Annotated in this window: 16 protein-coding genes and 1 pseudogene; 6 read left to right on the top strand and 11 right to left on the bottom strand. The window is 61.6% G+C overall.

The annotated features are described in order from the left end of the window. Positions 1-24: 24 nt before the first annotated feature. The 3 genes and pseudogenes from dsbG to dsbD all read right to left on the bottom strand — a co-directional run bounded on the left by dsbG (position 25) and on the right by dsbD (position 3,339). Positions 25-785 (bottom strand): annotated as a pseudogene (gene dsbG / locus AACY52_RS07530) (thiol:disulfide interchange protein DsbG). Further along, entirely contained in the window at positions 761-1,612 is an 852-nt protein-coding gene (locus tag AACY52_RS07525; RefSeq protein WP_339416555.1) for a TlpA disulfide reductase family protein, read from the bottom strand. The pseudogene dsbG and the gene AACY52_RS07525 overlap by 25 nt, the downstream one beginning before the upstream one ends. Further along, positions 1,612-3,339 (bottom strand): protein-disulfide reductase DsbD, encoded by a 1,728-nt coding sequence (gene dsbD / locus AACY52_RS07520; RefSeq protein ID WP_339560388.1) that lies wholly within the window; start codon positions 3,337-3,339, stop codon positions 1,612-1,614. The genes AACY52_RS07525 and dsbD overlap by 1 nt, the downstream gene beginning before the upstream one ends. 161 nt (positions 3,340-3,500) lie before the next feature. On the opposite strand from dsbD, the gene AACY52_RS07515 reads away from it, so the two are divergent. The 5 genes from AACY52_RS07515 to AACY52_RS07495 all read left to right on the top strand — a co-directional run bounded on the left by AACY52_RS07515 (position 3,501) and on the right by AACY52_RS07495 (position 8,277). Further along, positions 3,501-4,181: a response regulator gene (locus AACY52_RS07515; protein WP_339416552.1), complete on the top strand. Its 681-nt coding sequence runs from the start codon at positions 3,501-3,503 to the stop codon at positions 4,179-4,181. Further along, a complete protein-coding gene (locus tag AACY52_RS07510) occupies positions 4,178-5,506 on the top strand; it encodes an ATP-binding protein (protein WP_339427421.1) in 1,329 nt (442 codons plus the stop codon). The genes AACY52_RS07515 and AACY52_RS07510 overlap by 4 nt, the downstream gene beginning before the upstream one ends. A gap of 124 nt (positions 5,507-5,630) precedes the next feature. Further along, positions 5,631-6,398, top strand: a complete 768-nt coding sequence (locus AACY52_RS07505; protein WP_339416549.1) for an N-acetylmuramoyl-L-alanine amidase — start codon at positions 5,631-5,633, stop codon at positions 6,396-6,398. A 177-nt stretch (positions 6,399-6,575) separates the two neighbouring features. Beyond that, positions 6,576-7,970 carry an aspartate aminotransferase family protein gene (locus tag AACY52_RS07500; protein ID WP_339427422.1) on the top strand — a complete coding sequence of 465 codons (1,395 nt, stop codon included), beginning with the start codon at positions 6,576-6,578 and terminating at the stop codon, positions 7,968-7,970. Positions 7,971-8,052: 82 nt separating this feature from the next. Further along, the gene (locus AACY52_RS07495; protein ID WP_339416545.1) at positions 8,053-8,277 is read left to right on the top strand and encodes an MbtH family protein; all 225 of its coding nucleotides are present in this window, start codon (positions 8,053-8,055) and stop codon (positions 8,275-8,277) included. Positions 8,278-8,389: 112 nt separating this feature from the next. On the opposite strand, the gene AACY52_RS07490 is transcribed toward AACY52_RS07495, so the two are convergent. The 8 genes from AACY52_RS07490 to minC form a co-directional block, all read right to left on the bottom strand. After that, a complete protein-coding gene (locus AACY52_RS07490; RefSeq protein ID WP_339427423.1) occupies positions 8,390-9,736 on the bottom strand; it encodes an amidohydrolase in 1,347 nt (448 codons plus the stop codon). Between the two features lie 17 nt (positions 9,737-9,753). After that, positions 9,754-11,919 (bottom strand): mechanosensitive ion channel family protein, encoded by a 2,166-nt coding sequence (locus AACY52_RS07485; RefSeq protein ID WP_339497027.1) that lies wholly within the window; start codon positions 11,917-11,919, stop codon positions 9,754-9,756. A gap of 72 nt (positions 11,920-11,991) precedes the next feature. Further along, positions 11,992-12,159, bottom strand: coding sequence for a hypothetical protein (locus tag AACY52_RS07480; RefSeq protein WP_339416775.1), 168 nt, complete (start codon positions 12,157-12,159; stop codon positions 11,992-11,994). 197 nt (positions 12,160-12,356) lie between these two features. Next, entirely contained in the window at positions 12,357-13,646 is a 1,290-nt protein-coding gene (locus AACY52_RS07475; RefSeq protein ID WP_339468199.1) for a M18 family aminopeptidase, read from the bottom strand. Between the two features lie 180 nt (positions 13,647-13,826). Then, positions 13,827-14,462 carry an RluA family pseudouridine synthase gene (locus AACY52_RS07470; protein ID WP_027603908.1) on the bottom strand — a complete coding sequence of 212 codons (636 nt, stop codon included), beginning with the start codon at positions 14,460-14,462 and terminating at the stop codon, positions 13,827-13,829. Positions 14,463-14,557: 95 nt separating this feature from the next. After that, positions 14,558-14,812 carry a cell division topological specificity factor MinE gene (minE, locus tag AACY52_RS07465; protein WP_003175252.1) on the bottom strand — a complete coding sequence of 85 codons (255 nt, stop codon included), beginning with the start codon at positions 14,810-14,812 and terminating at the stop codon, positions 14,558-14,560. A 3-nt stretch (positions 14,813-14,815) separates the two neighbouring features. Next, positions 14,816-15,628, bottom strand: coding sequence for a septum site-determining protein MinD (gene minD, locus AACY52_RS07460; RefSeq protein WP_339416537.1), 813 nt, complete (start codon positions 15,626-15,628; stop codon positions 14,816-14,818). A 201-nt stretch (positions 15,629-15,829) separates the two neighbouring features. Beyond that, positions 15,830-16,567 (bottom strand): septum site-determining protein MinC, encoded by a 738-nt coding sequence (minC, locus tag AACY52_RS07455; protein WP_339436289.1) that lies wholly within the window; start codon positions 16,565-16,567, stop codon positions 15,830-15,832. Between the two features lie 118 nt (positions 16,568-16,685). Between minC and AACY52_RS07450 the strand changes: the two genes are divergently transcribed. After that, positions 16,686-17,618, top strand: a complete 933-nt coding sequence (locus AACY52_RS07450) for a lipid A biosynthesis lauroyl acyltransferase (RefSeq protein ID WP_339416533.1) — start codon at positions 16,686-16,688, stop codon at positions 17,616-17,618. Positions 17,619-17,630: the final 12 nt, after the last annotated feature.

Here is a 17,630-nt window from a genome sequence, read left to right as displayed (position 1 = left end):
AAAAGTTGACCGGTTCGGATGCGCTTACTTCGGCCCCATGATCTTCGCCAGTTTATCTGGCGAAGGCGCCCCTTGCTGCTGCTGCAACCCCCCTTGTCATCCAGATAGAAAATCGCCGGCGTCGCCGATAACTCCAGCTCCTCCATCAACTTCATATTGGCATCAAGCTTGGCCTCGATATTGGCGGGGATCTTGTCCAGTGCCTGCAACTTGCTGCCTTTGCCGGCGCCTTCATGTTCTTCCAAGGCTTTTTGCGGGTCTTTGGCGGCGAACAGCGCGGCGGATTTGCCTGGGCTGTCTTCGCGGATAATGCCGACCATGATGTGGCGCAACTGCACTTTGCCGGCTTTTACCCACGGGCGTGCCTGTTCCCAGAACATATTGCAGTACGGGCAGTTGGGGTCGCTGAACAGGTAGACCGTGCGTGGCGCGTTGACGTCGCCGTCCTGGATCCAACTGCTTTTTTCCATCTTGGCCCAGACTTCCTTGGCCATCGGTGCGTACACCAGTTTTTCCAGGGGCGCGGTGCTCAGGTCATTGCCTTGGGCGTCGTACAGGTTGCCGGCGATCACACTTTTGCCGTCAGCGGTCAGGTACAACGCCATGCCACGGTTCTGGTACTGCGCGGCGTAGCCGGTGAGGCCGCTGGGGGCGTCGAATTTGCCGAGGATCTTGGCGCCCTTGGCCTCGATCTGTTTGATCGGCGCCGGCCAGTCTTCGGCCTGTGCCAGGGCGGCGGCGAGCGTCAGCGGCAGCAGGGTCAGCAGGTGGCGGAGGCGTGGCATGTTGGTTTCCTTGTGGCAGCGGGAGCGAAGTCGAAGGGTTCCATGGCGCGGGCCAGGCTGGCTTGGGACAGTTCACCCAAGTGGCTGTTGATCAGGCGTCCGTCGGCTTGGTAGAACAAGGTGGTGGGCAAGGCCATCGAGCCCACGGCTTGGCCGAGGCGGCCGCTGGCGTCGAACAGCACGTTGTCGAGGGTCAGGCCCTGTGTCGCGAGGTAGGTGCTGACGCTTTGCATGCTTTCGGCCTGGTTGACGAACAGGAAGGTCACGTCGGGACGGTGGTGTTGGGCGCGTTCCAATACCGGCATTTCGCGACGGCATGGCGGGCACCAGGTGGCCCACAAGTTGATCACCAGCGGGCCGCCCTTGTAGTCGGCCAGTTGCACCACGTCGCCGTTGGCATTGCGCAGGGTGATGTCCGGGAGTTGCGAGCCTTTGTCGTAGAGGTTCAGGGATAAACTGGTCACGCCCCAGAACACCAGGCCGGTGATCACGCCAGCACTCAATGGCTTGCGCAGGGCCGGGCGCCGCCAGCCGTAGGCCAGGGCGCCGAGTACCAGAGCGATCACGCCGGGCCAGGCGAGGAAACCGCCGTCGCGCAGGTCGACCATCTGCAACGGGTCGTGGCGGTAATCACTCCAGTACATCAGTACAAAGGTGACGCGAGCTACCAGCATCGCCAGCAGGAACAGGCTGAACAGCACCGATTCCGGGTTTTCACCGCCACGCTTGGCCACGCGCCAGCCCACCAGGGTGGCGAGAATCAGCGCGCTGATCAGCAGCAAGTGATTCAGGGCGATGGCGAAGGTGCCGATGGTCAGGGTCAGCATCAAAGGGCGTCCCGGGTGTGCGTCCAGCGTTGCAGGAAGGTGGCGGCATCGACTTCGCCGGTGATGCGTTGCGCGCGGCGTTCTTCACCGTCCGGACCGATCCACACGAAGCTCGGTGGGCCAGGTATTTTGTAGCGGCCGAGCAGCGCGCGGCTGGCGGCGTTGTCGGCGGTAACGTCGAGGCGCAATAGGCGCACGTCTTTCAGGGCGTCCATGACGTCGGGTTTGCCGAAGACCTGTTTTTCCATGATTTTGCACGACACGCACCAGTCGGCGTAGTAGTCCACCAGCACCCATTGGCCCTGTGCCTTGGCGCTGTCGAGTTGGCTTTGCAGCACGGCGGGTTCTTTGATGGTCATGAACGCGTCGTGGGCGGTCGGTGCAGCGACGGTCTGCGAGCCGCCGTAGACTTTCAGCGGTTGCCACAGGTCATCGCTGCCGCCGGCTGCACCGACGATCAGCACGGCGCCCCACAGGCCCAGCACCAGGGAACCGGCACCAAACACCTTGGCCGCGAGGCCGTATTCGCGGGCCAGCGTCCAGCCGCAGTAAGCCATCACCAGCGCGAGTGCGCCCCACAGGCCGATCCACAGGCTTTCGCCAACCACTGGGCGCAGCATCAGCACGGCGGTGCCGAGGAACAGGAACCCGAAGACCCCCTTGAGCACGTTCATCCAGGTGCCCGGCTTGGGCAGGAAGCGATTACCCACGGTGACCAGCAACAACAGTGGGATGCCGATGCCGATGCCCATGGCGAACAGGATCAGGCCGCCGTGCAACGCATTGCCGCTCTGGGCGATGTAGAGCAGGGCGCCAGCCAGCGGCGCGGTCATGCATGGGCCCACCAGCAGGCCGGACAGTGCGCCGAGCACCCCGGCGCCGACCAGGCTGCCACCGCTTTGCTGGCGGCTGACGTTGTCCAGGCGGTCGCGCAGGAAGGCGGGCAGTTGCAGTTCAAAGAAGCCGAACATCGGCAGGGCAAGGATGACGAACAAGGCGGCGAAGCTGCCGAGGATCCACGGGGTTTGCAGCAGCGCGGCTAGATTGCTGCCGAGCAGCGCGGCCAGTACGCCCAGTGCGGCATACACCAGCGCCATGCACACCACATAGCTGCTGGCCAAGGCAAAACCGCGACGCGGGCTGGCGCCACTGCCGACGACCAGACCGGCGAGGATCGGTAGCATCGGCAGCGAACAGGGGGCAAATGCCAGCAACAGGCCTAGGCCGAAGAACAGCAACAGGCTCCAACCCAGGCTGCGTTGTTGCAGGCCACTGGCCAGGCTTTGGTCCTGAGCTTCAGCAGTCGCTGCGACGGGCGGGTTGCCGCCAAGGTCCACGGTGATCGACTGCGGCGGATAGCACAGGCCCGCATCGGCACAGCCCTGCCAGCCGAGCTTGATCTGGCCGGTTGCGCCGGCCGGGATCTTCACTTCAAGGCCTTGGCGATACACCTCTTGGTCACCGAAGAATTCATCGCTATGGGCCTCGCCTTGCGGCAGCGCGGGCTTTTCAGTCAGGCCATCGAACTTCATGCGCTGCTTGTACAGGTAATAACCGTCGGCAATCTGCCAATACAGCTGGGTCTCGCCACTTTCAAGACGTTCGGAGGTAAAGGTGAAGGCTTTGCCCACCGGAAGGAAATCGGGTTTGGTCTCAAACGGGTTGCCTGGCGCGGCCTGGGCAAACCCTGCGAACAACACCAGCAGAAAGGTAAACAGATGCCGCATGGTCAAGCCTTAGTTCGATGCAAGTAGGCACACAATGTGTGGCGTTGATTAACCGATGATTAACCGGGGCTATTCTAGAGGGAGTGTGGATCATTTAGCGGCATAATCTGCGCTTAATCCGCTGGACTTCTAATCCCCCCATCTTTCATGAAGGGTTCACCATGCACGTACTGGTCTGTGAAGACGACGAACTGATCGCCAGCGGCATCGTGGCCGGCCTGACCGCCCAGGGTTTTACCGTCGAGCGCGTGGCCTCGGCTGGCGCGGCGCGCGCCATGCTCAAGGCGGCGACATTCGACATCATGGTGCTCGACCTCGGCCTGCCGGACGAAGATGGCCTCAAGCTGCTGCAACAACTACGCAGCCAGGGCCTGGAAATCCCGGTACTGATCCTGACCGCACGGGACTCGGTGACCAACCGCGTCGACGGCCTCCAAGCCGGCGCCGACGACTACCTGCTCAAGCCCTTCGACCTGCGCGAACTTGCCGCGCGCCTGCAGACTCTGCTGCGGCGGATGGCGGGGCGCAGCGTCAACCTGATTGAGCACGGTCGCCTGGCCTACGATCCGAGCAGCCGCGAAACTTTCCTGGGCGGCCAGCCAGTGGACCTGTCACGCCGTGAACAGGCGCTGCTGCAAGCCCTGCTGCATAACAAAGGCCGTGTGCTTTCCAGCGAGCAACTCAAGGACAGCGTCTACGGCTTCAGCGATGAGCTGGAAAGCAACGCGCTCAACGTGCACATCCACCACCTGCGGCGAAAATTGGGCAATGGCATTGTCGAGACCGTGCGCGGCCTCGGCTATCGCCTGGGCTCGGCTGACGGGGGCGAGGACGCGTCGTGAAAAGCCTGCGCCTGCGACTGACGTTCAAGCTGGGCGCCGCTTTTGTGCTGATCTGGGCCCTGGCGGCGGCCTGGATGCTCAGTGATCTGCGCAACCAGATGATGTTCTCCCTCGACCAACGCCTGGTGGCGTCGGCGCGCATGGTGGCGGGGCTGACCGAGCAGATGCCGGGCCTCGCCAGTGTGGGTGGCGACGCGCATTTCCATGGGGCGCAATTGAATGTTCCGGGGGGCATGGCGTGCCAGGTCAGCTCCTTGCGCGGTGAAGTACTGGCGCGTAGCCACGCCACGCCGGATGAAGGGCTGGAATCGCGCCAGAGTGGTTTTCGTGACCAACTGATCGATGGCGTCAACTGGCGCAGTTTTACCCTGTCCCGTGGCGACCTGTTGATCACCACCGCCGACCGCCAAGTGGAACGTGAGGCGCTGAACCTGTCGATCCTGCTGGCCGCTTCGGTGCCAGTGGGTGTGGCGATGCTCGGCTGCCTGTGCTTGTTGTGGCTGGGCATCGGCCAGAGCCTGCTGCCGCTCAACCGCATGCGTGACGCCTTGATGCGGCGCAGCGCCGACTCTCTCGAGCCGCTGCAGATCCACCCATTGCCCAGCGAACTCAAACCGCTGCTCGACACGCAGAATCAACTGTTGCAGCGTATCGCCAAGACCATCGAGCGCGAACGCCGCCTCACTGGTGACGCCGCCCACGAACTGCGCAGCCCATTGACGGCGATCAAGACCCACCTGCAAGTGGCGCGCATGACCGACGGCGCGGCCCGCGATCAGTCCCTGGCCCATGCCGAGGCGGGCGCCGACCGTTTGCATCGCACCCTGGAGCAGTTGCTGTTGCTGGCGCGCGTGGAAGGCAGCCTGTCATTCGACGATGGGCTGCAGTCCAGCGCCGAAGAAGTGGCACGCCTGGCGATCCAGGATGCGAATGCCGGCGACAATTCGCGCATTGACCTGATCCTGCCGGACAACCTTTGCGCCACCCCGGTGGAAATGCCCGTGGGCCTGGCAGTCGCAGCCCTGCGCAATCTGCTGGACAACGCCTTGCGTCACACGCCGGCGGATACGCGGGTGGAACTCAGTGTATTCACCGACCCCGACACCGACAACGTGGTGTTCCGCGTGCGTGACCACGGCACGCAGATTTGCGCCGATGACCTGCAATACCTGACCCAACGCTTCTGGCGCAATGGCAGCAGCGAAGGCTGCGGCTTGGGGCTGGCGATCGTGCAAGCCATTGTGCAGCGGTGTTCCTGTTCCTTGAAATTCGACAGCCAACCGGATGGCCTGCGCGTCGACCTGGGCATGCCGCTGCGGCGCTGACCACTTTTCTTTCACGTGCCAAATAGTTACCGCCCTCCTGACGCTCAAGTCTTCAGGATGGCGGTAATTTTTTTGCGCTTGAACGGGCTGAACGACTCAGCCTTTATTGAAAAGGACGGTTCTTATGTTGGTCATCGATACCAGTTTTCCTGCTACGGGCTTTAACGAACGCAACGGCGAGCCTGTGGGGCAGGTCATCCTGCATTACACCGCGGCGCCTTTTGGCTCCTCCCTGCGCACCCTCACCCAGGATGGGGTGAGTGCGCACTATCTGCTGCCCGACCCAAACGATCCCAGCTACCGCGCGGCTGGCTATGAAGAGTTGCGTGTCTTGCGCTTGGTGGAGGAAGACAAGCGCGCCTGGCATGCCGGGGCCAGCCATTGGGCAGGGCGCGACAACCTCAATAGCCGCTCGATTGGCATCGAGATCGTCAACCTGGCGCGCGATGACGGCGGCGTGTTCACGTTCCCTGAGTACGGTGAGGAACAAATTGAGATGTTGATTGCGTTAGTGCGCGACATTCTCGGGCGTTACCCACAGGTTGGGCCCACGGACATCCTCGGGCATTCGGACGTGGCGTACGCGCGCAAGAGTGACCCAGGGCCCCGGCTGCCGTGGCAGCGCCTGCATGAAGCGGGGCTGGGGGCCTGGTTTGATGAAGCGACGCGGGCGATGTATCAGCGCCGCTTTTGTGCCGGATTGCCACGGGAAGCCGAGGTGGAGCGGGCATTTCAGCGATTCGGGTACGCACCTGCGAAAAACCGGCAGGGGTTTCAACAGCGGACGCGGGCGTTTCAGATGCACTTCAGGGCGCGGGATTGTTGTGGGTTTCTGGATGGCGAGACCTGCGCGATTTTGTATGCGCTGAATGAAAAATACCGCGGGCTCTGATTCCGAGCGCGCTCCCATATTTGGTTTTTCATACATCAGTTAACGATCGCCGGCCCTAAATCCCGTCGGCGCTGGTGCGTTTCCAGAACAGTAAATCCGTTCGCACGCTCCCTCGGGGCCAGACGCCAGCGGATCGGCAGTTTGGTCACCACCATCAGCGTATTGAGGGATCGAGAAATGTCAGTCGCTACCAGCCGTATCGAAGACGCCCAGGTACATGAAACGCTCTACCAGTTCGACGAAACCCCGCTGCTCGCCCGCCAGCGTCAGCAGGAGTCCAACGCCCGCAGCTACCCACGGCGCATTCCCCTGGCGCTCAAACGCGCCAAGGGCATTTACGTGGAAGACGTGGAAGGCCGCAGTTTCATCGATTGCCTGGCGGGCGCAGGGACCCTGGCGCTGGGGCACAACCACCCGGTGGTGATCGAAGCTATCCAGCGAGTGCTGGCCGATGAGCTGCCGCTGCACACACTGGACCTGACGACGCCGGTCAAAGACCAGTTCGTGCAGGACTTGTTCGGCCTGTTGCCGCCAGCGCTGGCGCGGGAAGCGAAGATCCAGTTCTGTGGCCCTACCGGCACCGATGCCGTGGAAGCCGCGTTGAAACTGGTGCGCACCGCCACCGGTCGCAGCACTGTGTTGTCCTTCCAGGGCGGTTACCACGGCATGAGCCAGGGCGCCTTGAGCCTGATGGGCAGCCTGGGGCCGAAGAAACCTTTGGGCGCCTTGCTGGGCAACGGCGTGCAATTTCTACCGTACCCCTACGACTACCGTTGCCCGTTCGGCCTGGGTGGCGCGGAAGGCGTGCGGGTCAACCTGCATTACCTGGAAAACCTGCTGAATGACCCAGAGGCTGGTGTGTTGCTGCCAGCGGCGGTGATTGTCGAGGTGGTGCAAGGCGAGGGCGGGGTGATTCCGGCTGATCTGGACTGGCTGCGCGGCCTGCGTCGCATCACCGAGCAAGCGGGTGTGGCGTTGATCGTGGATGAAATCCAGAGCGGTTTCGGTCGCACCGGCAAGATGTTCGCCTTCGAGCACGCCGGCATCATCCCGGATGTGGTGGTGATGTCCAAGGCCATCGGCGGCAGCCTGCCGCTGGCGGTGGTGGTCTATCGCGACTGGCTCGACACCTGGCTGCCGGGCGCGCATGCCGGTACGTTCCGGGGCAATCAGCTGGCGATGGCGGCGGGATCGGCGGTGATGCGCTACCTCAAGGACCACGACGTGGCCAGCCACGCAGCGGCTATGGGCGAGCGCCTGGGCGAACACCTGCGCATCCTGCAGCGCGACTTCCCGCACCTGGGGGATATTCGCGGTCGCGGGCTGATGCTCGGCGTGGAACTGGTTGAGCCGAATGGCGCACTGGATATCCAAGGCCATCCACCCGTGCATCGCCAACTGGCGCCGCTGGTGCAGCGCGAATGCCTCAAGCGCGGGCTGATCCTGGAACTGGGCGGTCGACACGGCAGCGTCGTGCGTTTCCTGCCGCCGCTGGTGATCACTGCCGCGGAAGTTGATCGGGTGGCGGATATCTTCGGTCGCGCGTTGGCGGCGGCGGTCGCCAGCCTCTAATTTTTTTGCAACTTGATACGTTTCTATAGATATCAGTGCTGCGCGCAGTGCGCAGCCAGCCTTTTAGCGATGGAGAACAGCAATGACCTCAGTATTTGACCGCGACGACATCCTGTTTCAGGTAGTGGTCAACCATGAAGAACAGTACTCCATCTGGCCCGACTACAAAGCCGTGCCGGAAGGCTGGCGGACGGTAGGTAAGAGCGGCATGAAGAAAGAGTGCCTGGCCTACATCGAAGAAGTCTGGACCGACATGCGCCCGCTGAGCCTGCGTCAGAAAATGGAGGGTGCCACGCTGACCAACTGATACACCGTGACCCAATGTGGGAGCGAGCGTGCTCGCGAATGCGCAGTGTCAGTCAACTATAGTGTGACTGTTCCAGCGCATTCGCGAGCACGCCCGGCCCCACAAAAAAGCCCTAGAGTGCCTGGTTGGCGTACAAGTAATCCGTCGCCAACGACGCCAACGTCCTCACCCCCACCACCAACGCCGACTCATCCACAAAGAACCCCGGATTGTGGTTCGGCGCAGCCTTGCTCATGTCCTGATCCCGCGGCGTCACCCCCAGGAACACAAACAGCCCCGGCGCCTCCTTGGCATAAAACGAGAAGTCTTCCGCGCCGCCCACCAAAGGCCCCAGCACCACGTCATCCTGGGCCGCCCAGCGCAGGCTTGGCAGCATTTTCTCGGTCAGTGCCGGGTTGTTGAGGGTGGGGTCGTACTTCTCGATGATGGTGACCTCGGCCTTGGCACCGCCGCTTTCGGCGATTTTTTCCACGGTCTGGCGCACGTCCGCGTGCAGCTTCTGACGGATGCCGTAGTCGTAGGAGCGAATGGTCCCGGTCATGTCTACCGACTCAGGAATGATGTTATAGCGCGTGCCGCCATTGATGGTGCCAATGCTCACCACCGACGGAAACGACGAGATGTCGGTGCGGCGGCTGACCACGGTTTGCAGGCCGACAATGGTCTGCGCACCCACGGTAATCGGGTCGATGCCATCCCAAGGGCGACCCGCGTGGGTTTGCTTGCCGAGGATTTTGATGCGCAAGTCATCGGAGCTTGCCAGGGTCGGTCCCGGGCGGTACGTAATCCGGCCGGCGGGCACGCCTGCCCACACATGCAGGCCAAACACCGCGTCCGGCTTGGGCGCCTTCATCACGCCTTCCTGCACCATCATTTTGGCGCCCCAGGTGTTTTTGCCGTCGGGGATGAAATCACTCGGGCCTTCCTCGGCCGGTTGGAAGTAGAACACCACAGTGCCGGGAAGGCGCTCGCGCATGCCGGTCAGGATCTTCGCAGTGCTCAGCAGAATGGCGACGTGGGCGTCGTGGCCGCAGGCGTGCATCACGTCGACTTCCTTGCCCAGGTAGGTGCCCTTGGCTTTCGAGGCGAAGGGCAGGTCGGCGACCTCCTTGACGGGCAGCGCGTCCATGTCGGCGCGCAGGGCGACGGTCGGGCCGGGCAGGGCACCTTTGAGCACGGCAACAACGCCGGTGCGTGCTACGCCGGTTTTCACCTCGAGGCCGAGGTCGCGCAGCTGCTTGGCGACCCGCTCGGCCGTGCGGGTTTCGGTATTGCCCAATTCAGGGTGGGCGTGAATGTCGCGGCGGGTTTCCAGCAGCGCCGGCTCAAGGATTTTTGCCTGCGCGGCGATTTCCTCCCGGGCCCTGTCCTGGCCGCTGCTGGCGGCAATCACCGCACTGCTGGCGACCCCGCAAAGCATGCCGAAGACCCACGGGTGTGTCAGACCGGTTAAACGCATAAGGACCTCTCCTGAGTTTATTGTTGTAGCGCTTTCTCCTTCACAGTGCCGGCGGTGACCACCTGCACACTCAAGCGCGGCGTCGCCAGGTCCAGCCCGGCTTCATCCAGATGACGCTTGAGCGACAGGTTGAACGCCCGCGACACTTCCCACTGCTTGATCGGCGCCGTCTTGAAGCGCGCACGTAGAATCGCACTGCCCGACTCGAAGCTCTCCACGCCCTGAATCTCCAGCGGCGACCAGATGTTGCGGCGCTGCAGTGGGTCGTTGCGCATTTTCTGGCCGACATCGCGCATCAGCTTGATCGCGTCGTCGACTTCCATGTTGTAGGGGATCGCCACGCGGAAGATCGCGTAGCCGAACTCCCGCGAGTAGTTCTTGATGCTCTTGATCTCGCTGAACGGGATGGTGTGCACAATGCCGTCGATATCGCGCAGGCGCACGGTGCGGATGGTCAGGCCTTCCACCGTACCGAGGTGGCCACCGACATCTACATAGTCATCGATGGCCAGGGAGTCTTCGATGATGATGAACAGGCCGGTGATCAAGTCTGCCACCAGCGATTGTGCACCAAAGCCAATGGCCAGGCCGATCACACCGGCACCGGCCAGCAACGGCGTGACGTTCATGCCCATGTTCGCCAGGGCAACAATGGCAGCGATGATAAAGATGGTCACAAACAGCACGTTGCGGATCAACGGCATCATCGTCTGCGCGCGGGCATTGGCCAGGCCTTTGCGCGAGCGGGTGAGCGCGTGGTGGATCGCGGTGTCGCTGAGGATCCAGATCAGCCAGGCAAACAGCAGCGTGCCGCTGAGGCCGAACAGCTTGACGCTGATTTCATGCCCGTCGCCTTCGGTAAAGCGAATCAGCGACAGGCCCCAGACCCGCAGGCCCAGTTCGATAAACACCAGCCAGACCACCAGGTGGGCCAGGGTATAGACGAAGCTCTTCAGCCGCTCGGAGTACAACGCATGGCGTTTGTGCCCGCGTTGCGGCTTAAGCGCATGGCGGCGAACAAGGCCATTGATCACCATGCACAACACCAACAAAACGGTGCACAGCAGCGACTGGCGCAATGCCGTGCTGGTATCGCCGGCAGAGACGAAGGTGGCGAACAGCGAGATCCCCACCAGCAGCAAGGCCGGGATGTACCAGAAGGTGCCGACGATCTCGATGGTGTCGCTGAGCGCGCGGCGGGTCAGCCGGCGCGAGAGGGGTTGGTTACGGATCAAGTGCGCGATCGGCCGGCGGAAACGCAGGATAAAGACACCCGTGGACAGTGCCGCCATCACGTTGGCGATGGTCGCCGCCGTGTGTGCCAGGTGCTGGCCGAGCGCTGTGACCAGCCTGGGGTCATTCAAGGCTTCGCCAAAGGCGGCGAAACTGCCGATTAACCACAGCGGTCGGAAAGCCTGGTGGCGCAGGATATACAGCGCGCGGTGACGGTGCGGGCCGTCCAGTACAGAGAAGGCAATCACGCAGATCGCCGAGAAACAGGTGCCTACCACCAGCGCATAGGCCAGCACCATCGCCAAGGATTTACCCAGTGACGAAGGCAGTGCGTAGCTCAGGTAAACCGTGATGATCAAGGCGATCAGCCATGGCCCCAATTTGCGTAGGGCGAATCGCACCATGTCCCAGGTACGCGGGTGTTGCGGCAGCTCTTCGGGCAGGCCGAAGCGCTCGCGTACGCGGTGGCTGAGCCAGATCAGCGCAGCGGCGAGCAGGCTCCACACGGCCAGGATCACGGCGAACCCGAAAATGATCGGCAGCCATTCATTGGCCGGCATGATCAGCGCACCGAGTTCATCCTTGGCCTGGTCGACTTCGTTGGACCAACGCCCCAGTGGGCTGTCGGCGCCGTAGAACTGTGTTTCCAGGTTTGTCAGGGTGCCGCCGATCAAACCCAGCACGCCTTGCTCGGCTGCGGGTTGGGCTTTTTGCGTAGCGGCGCGCAGCTTCTTCAGGTCGCTGAGCAGTTGGGTGCGCTGCTGGTCGTTTTCGAGTGTTTTGATCACCTCGTCCAACGACTGGCCCAGGGGGACTTCGGCCTGGGGTTGGGCTTTGTTGGTGCTGCCCAGCAGGCCGGGCAAGCCCACGGCGTGGGCAGGTGTGAGCGGCAGCAGCGTGAGCAGGGCGATCAGGCAAAAGCAGGGCAGGGCAAACAGACGGGAAAGCACGAGCGGTCAACCTTGAAAACGACGAGTAAACCCGAGTGTACGAGGCCGCTATGCCAGATGCGAGTGCATTTGTCATTCGGCCAGTTTGGCGAGGATCTTGTACACCACGGTGCCCAGGATCAGCAGCATGCCGACCCACATACCAAACACGCCGAGGGGTTTTTCGCGAAAATTGAAGCCCACGGCCAGCATCATCATGCCGATCAGAATCGGGATAAGCATGGCGTGGAAAGAGGACATGGAGATCATGGTGCGACGGCCTTGTCGGAGTGGAAATACTGACAAGTCTAGGTCGGATTATGGGAAGTTGGGTTGATGCGTGTCAGATAGCGTTGGGAGTGTTTGAAGTCGCCATCGTAGGTAAGCCAGTTCCCACACTTGATTTGCGAATACCTTCAAGTGTGGGCTGGCTTGCCTGCGATGAGCACGCCTCGGTATCAGGGCAAATCACGACTCGCGTAAAACGCACCCAATACCTTCACCAAATGCGCCAGGTCATGGCTGCCGCACAGCTCACGAATTGAATGCATGGCAAACGTCGGCAGGCCGATGTCCACGGTGCGCACGCCCAGGTGGCTGGCGGTGATCGGGCCGATGGTGGAGCCGCAACCCATGTCGCTGCGCACCACAAAGCTCTGCACCGGCACTTCCTGTGCCATGCACAGGTGACGGAAGAACCCCGCGGTTTCGCTGTTGGTGGCGTAGCGCTGGTTGCTGTTGACCTTGATCACTGGGCCCGCGTTGAGCTTGGGGCCGTGATTGGCGTCGTGCTTCTCGGCGTAGTTTGGGTGCACGCCGTGGGCGTTGTCCGCAGACACCAACAGAGATTTCTGAATGGTGCGTACGAATTCATCACCTTCTGGCAGCAGGCGACGCAGGGTCTGTTCCAGCATCGGGCCATCCGCGCCGCAGGCCGAGCAGGAGCCGACTTCTTCGTGGTCGTTGCACACCAGCACGCAGGTTTCATCGGTCTCGCTGGTGAGCAAGGCTTGCAGGCCGGCGTAGCACGACAGCAGGTTGTCGAGGCGCGCGCCGGCGATGAAGTCACCGTTCAGGCCAATCACGGCGGCACTTTGGGTGTCGTAGAAGCTCAACTCGTAATCCAGCACTACGTCGGCGTTCAGCCCGTGTTCCCGTGCCAGTTGCTCAGTGAGCACGGCACGGAAGTCCACGCGCTCGTCACCGGCAAATTGCGCGAGGATCGGCGGCAGCTCGGTCTGGGCATTGATCGCCCAACCTTGGTTGGCTTCACGGTTCAGGTGAATGGCCAGGTTGGGGATGATGGCGATGGGCAGCTTGAAGTCGATCAACTGGCTTTCGACCTTGCCGTCGCGGCGGAAGGTCACGCGGCCAGCCAGGGACAGATCACGGTCGAACCACGGCGCCAGCAGTGCACCACCATAGACTTCCACACCCAACTGCCAGAAACCCTGGCGTTGCAGCTCCGGCTGTGGCTTGACGCGCAGGCACGGGCTGTCGGTGTGGGCGCCGACCAGGCGAATACCGCCCTGTAGCGGCGAATGGCGGCCAAGCTTGAAGGCAATGATCGAGGAATCGTTGCGGGTCACGTAATAGCGCCCGTTAGCTTCGGTGGTCCAGGTCTCGCGCTCGTCGAGACGCTGGAAACCGGCCGCTTCCAGGCGCTGGGCCAGGGCGGCAGTGGCATGAAAAGGAGTAGGGGAGGCCTTGAGGAAGTCGATCAGGCCTTGATTCAACGCTTCGCGCATAAGTAGCTCCAGACAGCAGTGCGCGGAGTTTACCGTATTGGTTTAACTCGGTGGCGAGAACTGATGCAGATCTGAATGTGAGAGCGGGCTTGCTCGCGAAGACGTCGGCCCAGCAAATATTGAGGTTGACTGGCCTACCGCTTTCGCGAGCAAGCCCGCACATGTGATTGGGTTTGCAGTCTAAAACGGCGCGGGGCACTCGAAGCGCAGACGCTCGCCGCTTTGCGGATGCGTGAAGCTCAGCATGCTCGCGTGCAGGCACAGGCGCGGCCAGGCAGCCAAGGCTTGTTCGTGGGCATAAAGACCATCACCGAGCAACGGGTGACCAATCGACAGCATGTGCACACGCAACTGGTGCGAACGCCCGGTAATCGGCGTCAGCTCGACGCGGCACCAATCGCCGCAACGTTCCAGCACTTTCCAGAAGGTCAATGCATGCTTGCCAAACTCGTGGTCGACCACATGGCGCGGCTTGGTCGGCGGGTCGTAGCGCAGGGGCAGGTCGATGCTGCCGCTGTCCAGTTCCGGTTGGCCCCAGGCCAGTGCGGTGTAGGCCTTTTCGGTTTCGCGGTCGTGAAACTGGCGGGACAGTTCGCGGTGGGTATCGGCGTCCCGTGCCAGCAGAATGATCCCCGAGGTTTCCCAGTCCAGTCGATGGACGATGCGGGCTTCGGGGTAGCCGTTTTCCTGCAGGCGGGTGATCAGGCAGTCCTTGTTGTCATCGGCACGGCCAGGCACCGAGAGCAGCAGGGTTGGCTTGTTCACCACCAGGACAGCGTCGTCCTGATGGAGGATGTGGATAGTAGACAACGGCATTAAACAGCCTCGCAACAAACGCCAACGGCGGCTCGCCCACCCGACCCTTAAAAGGGATCAGGGTGAACGAGCCGCCGTGGCGGCCGCCTTTTCGATTAACGATCAGGCAGGGTGATATTGAGTTCCAGAATTGAGCAGCTGCCGTCATTTTCCAGGGCGACATGCACGTCATCGTTGCCGATATTGACGTACTTGCGGATTACCTCGACCAGTTCCTTCTGCAAGGCTGGCAGATAATCCGGCGTGCTGCGTTGGCCGCGTTCGTGCGCCACGATGATCTGTAGACGCTCTTTCGCTACCGACGCGGTACTTGGCTTTTTGTTGGCGCGAAAGAAGTCGAGAAATTTCATTGTTTAGTTGCCTCCAAAGATACGCTCGAAGAATCCCTTCTTCTTCACATCGAGGAAGCGGTGTTCCACGGTCTTGCCCAGCAAGCGATCGACGGCATCACTGTACGCCTGGCCAGCGTCGCTCTGGTCGTCAAGAATCACCGGAACACCTTGGTTGGAAGCCTTCAGGACTGCCTGGGATTCTGGAATTACACCCAGCAGGGTCACTGCGAGGATGTCCTTCACGTCTTCAACACCGAGCATTTCGCCGTTGCTGACGCGCTCAGGGTTGTAACGGGTGAGCAGCAAGTGTTCCTTGATCGGGTCTTCGCCTTTTTCGGCGCGCTGGGACTTGCTGGCCAGCAGGCCGAGCATGCGGTCCGAGTCACGTACCGAGGAGACTTCCGGGTTGGTCACCACGATGGCCTCATCCGCGAAGTACATCGCCAGGTGAGCGCCGGTTTCGATACCGGCCGGCGAGTCGCAGACCACGTATTCGAAGGTTTCCTTCAGCTCGGCAAGGACTTTGCCTACGCCTTCTTTAGTCAGCGCTTCTTTGTCGCGAGTCTGGCTGGCGGCCAATACGTACAGGTTCTCAAGGCGCTTGTCCTTGATCAGGGCCTGTTGCAGGTTGGCTTCGCCGTTGACCACGTTGACAAAGTCATACACCACGCGGCGTTCGCAGCCCATGATCAGGTCGAGGTTACGCAAACCGACGTCGAAGTCGACGATAACTGTCTTGTGGCCGCGCAAGGCGAGGCCGGTACCGATAGCGGCGCTGGTGGTGGTCTTACCCACACCACCCTTGCCGGATGTAACCACGAGAATCTTGGCCAAGGTGTTTCACCCCTAAGGAAAAAGGACTTTTCGGTCCCTGAAAAACATCTCTTGGAACTCGCCGCAGGCGGACAGCCTTTGCAGGAAAAAGATGTGGTTTCCGCTGGGGAAACGCCAACTTCCAATTATTCCTACGCAAGTATTGCCGGTTTCGCTGTGCTATCAGAGTCTAGAGATGCTTGGAAAATGCGGCAGTATCCGTTAAAGACGGATGATGTTCAACACATCGCCCGACAGGTTGATCTGCACCGAAGCTCCCCACAGTGGATCACGGCGCAAATCTTCTGAAACCTTGTACTGGCCTGCGATTGACACAAGCTCTGCGGTCAACAGCTGGCAAAAAATACGCGCCTTGGTATCGCCCTTGATGCCGGCGAGGGCACGTCCGCGCATCGGGCCGTATACATGGATGTTGCCATCGGCAAGAAGTTCCGCCCCCGGGCTGACCGAGGAGATCACTACAAGGTCACCTCCCTGGGCGTAAATCTGCTGCCCGCCACGTACGGGCGAGGTGATGATCTTTGTCGGCTTGATCGTCGGCTCCGGTGGTTTTTCCGGTTTTTTCTTCTCTTCACCGACCAATGGTTCAAGCGGTCGCTCGCGCGCGCCGGACGGTGGCAGTACTGGCAGTTCAATGGCGATAGCCGCAGCAATGTCTTCAATGCGGCTGGCGCGAATCGCCAACGTGCGCAGGCCATGGGAGCGACAGACGCGCATCAGGCCGGGCAGATCGATACTGCCTTGGCCGGCGGGCAGTTTGTCCAGCGCCAGCACCAGCGGGGCGTTGTTGAAAAAATTCGGCGCCAGGGCGACCTTGGCGGCCAGCTGGCGGTCCAGGGCCTCGAGGTCGTTACGGGCGAGTTCCAGCACGGTGATGGCGAGCATGCTGCCTTTCAGCTGGAACACGGGATCTTGGTCTAGCGGTTCGGTTTGGCTCATGGTCGGCAAAGCGGCTTGTCACGAAAAGTGTCGAGACTTATAACGAGAACACTCACCCGCCGCAAGCCGAGTCGAACCGTTGTAGAATGCGCGGCCCTTGTCTTTACCGGAATCTGTAATGGATCGCCCGCGTTTTCGAGCTGTTTTTTTTCACCCGCGCTTTTGGCTGTTATGGCTGGGGCTCGGCCTGCTGTGGCTGATTACCCAACTGCCATACCGCGCGCTGCTGACCATTGGTCGCCTGCTGGGTGCTGGCATGTACCGCGTGGCGGGCGAGCGTCGCCGTATCGCCGCGCGAAACCTGGAACTGTGCTTCCCGGAAAAATCCGCTAAAGAGCGTAAACATTTGCTCAAGGAAAACTTTGCCTCCACCGGCATCGCCTTCTTTGAGATGGCGATGAGTTGGTGGTGGTCGCGCCAGCGCTTAGCGCGCCTGGCCCATGTCGAAGGCCTGGAACACCTCAAGCAGGCCCAACTGGATGGCAAGGGTGTGATCCTCATGGCCCTGCATTTCACCACCCTGGAAATCGGCGCGGCGCTGCTTGGCCAGAAGCACACCATTGATGGCATGTACCGCGAGCACGGCAACCCGTTGTTCGACTACATCCAGCGCCGTGGCCGTGAACGTCATAACCTCGATTCCCTGGCCGTGGAGCGTGAAGACGTGCGCGGTATGCTTAAGCTGCTGCGCGCTGGCCGCGCCATCTGGTACGCACCGGACCAGGACTACGGCGCGAAGCAAAGCATCTTTGTGCCGCTGTTCGGCATCCAGGCTGCCACCGTGCCCGCCACCAGTAAGTTCGCCAAGCTGGGCAAGGCGTTGGTCGTGCCGTTCACTCAAGAGCGCCTCGTCGATGGCAGCGGTTACCGCCTGGTGATCCACCCGCCGCTGACTGACTTCCCTGGCGAAAGCGATGAAGTCGACTGCCTGCGTATCAACCAGTGGGTCGAAGCCTCGGTGCGTGAATGCCCTGAGCAATACCTGTGGACCCATCGCCGCTTCAAGAGCCGGCCACCGGGTGAACCCAAGCTGTACGAAAAACGCCGCTGATAAGACTGTTTT

The sequence above is a fragment of the Pseudomonas sp. EA_65y_Pfl1_P113 genome (assembly GCF_963970525.1).
Taxonomy (GTDB): domain Bacteria; phylum Pseudomonadota; class Gammaproteobacteria; order Pseudomonadales; family Pseudomonadaceae; genus Aquipseudomonas; species Aquipseudomonas tritici.
The sequence above is the reverse complement of the archived record's forward strand: the minus strand, read 5'-3'. Positions and strand labels throughout refer to the sequence as shown.

What these genes read in the sequence shown, in the direction of transcription:
- dsbD (WP_339560388.1), bottom strand. Translation starts at nt 3,339, where the DNA reads ATGCGGCATCTGTTTACCTTTCTGCTGGTGTTGTTCGCAGGGTTTGCC.
- AACY52_RS07495 (WP_339416545.1), top strand. Translation starts at nt 8,053, where the DNA reads ATGACCTCAGTATTTGACCGCGACGACATCCTGTTTCAGGTAGTGGTC.
- minC (WP_339436289.1), bottom strand. Translation starts at nt 16,567, where the DNA reads ATGAGCCAAACCGAACCGCTAGACCAAGATCCCGTGTTCCAGCTGAAA.
- AACY52_RS07515 (WP_339416552.1), top strand. Translation starts at nt 3,501, where the DNA reads ATGCACGTACTGGTCTGTGAAGACGACGAACTGATCGCCAGCGGCATC.
- AACY52_RS07470 (WP_027603908.1), bottom strand. Translation starts at nt 14,462, where the DNA reads ATGCCGTTGTCTACTATCCACATCCTCCATCAGGACGACGCTGTCCTG.
- AACY52_RS07500 (WP_339427422.1), top strand. Translation starts at nt 6,576, where the DNA reads ATGTCAGTCGCTACCAGCCGTATCGAAGACGCCCAGGTACATGAAACG.
- AACY52_RS07450 (WP_339416533.1), top strand. Translation starts at nt 16,686, where the DNA reads ATGGATCGCCCGCGTTTTCGAGCTGTTTTTTTTCACCCGCGCTTTTGG.
- AACY52_RS07525 (WP_339416555.1), bottom strand. Translation starts at nt 1,612, where the DNA reads ATGCTGACCCTGACCATCGGCACCTTCGCCATCGCCCTGAATCACTTG.
- AACY52_RS07480 (WP_339416775.1), bottom strand. Translation starts at nt 12,159, where the DNA reads ATGTCCTCTTTCCACGCCATGCTTATCCCGATTCTGATCGGCATGATG.
- AACY52_RS07505 (WP_339416549.1), top strand. Translation starts at nt 5,631, where the DNA reads ATGTTGGTCATCGATACCAGTTTTCCTGCTACGGGCTTTAACGAACGC.
- AACY52_RS07490 (WP_339427423.1), bottom strand. Translation starts at nt 9,736, where the DNA reads ATGCGTTTAACCGGTCTGACACACCCGTGGGTCTTCGGCATGCTTTGC.
- AACY52_RS07475 (WP_339468199.1), bottom strand. Translation starts at nt 13,646, where the DNA reads ATGCGCGAAGCGTTGAATCAAGGCCTGATCGACTTCCTCAAGGCCTCC.
- minE (WP_003175252.1), bottom strand. Translation starts at nt 14,812, where the DNA reads ATGAAATTTCTCGACTTCTTTCGCGCCAACAAAAAGCCAAGTACCGCG.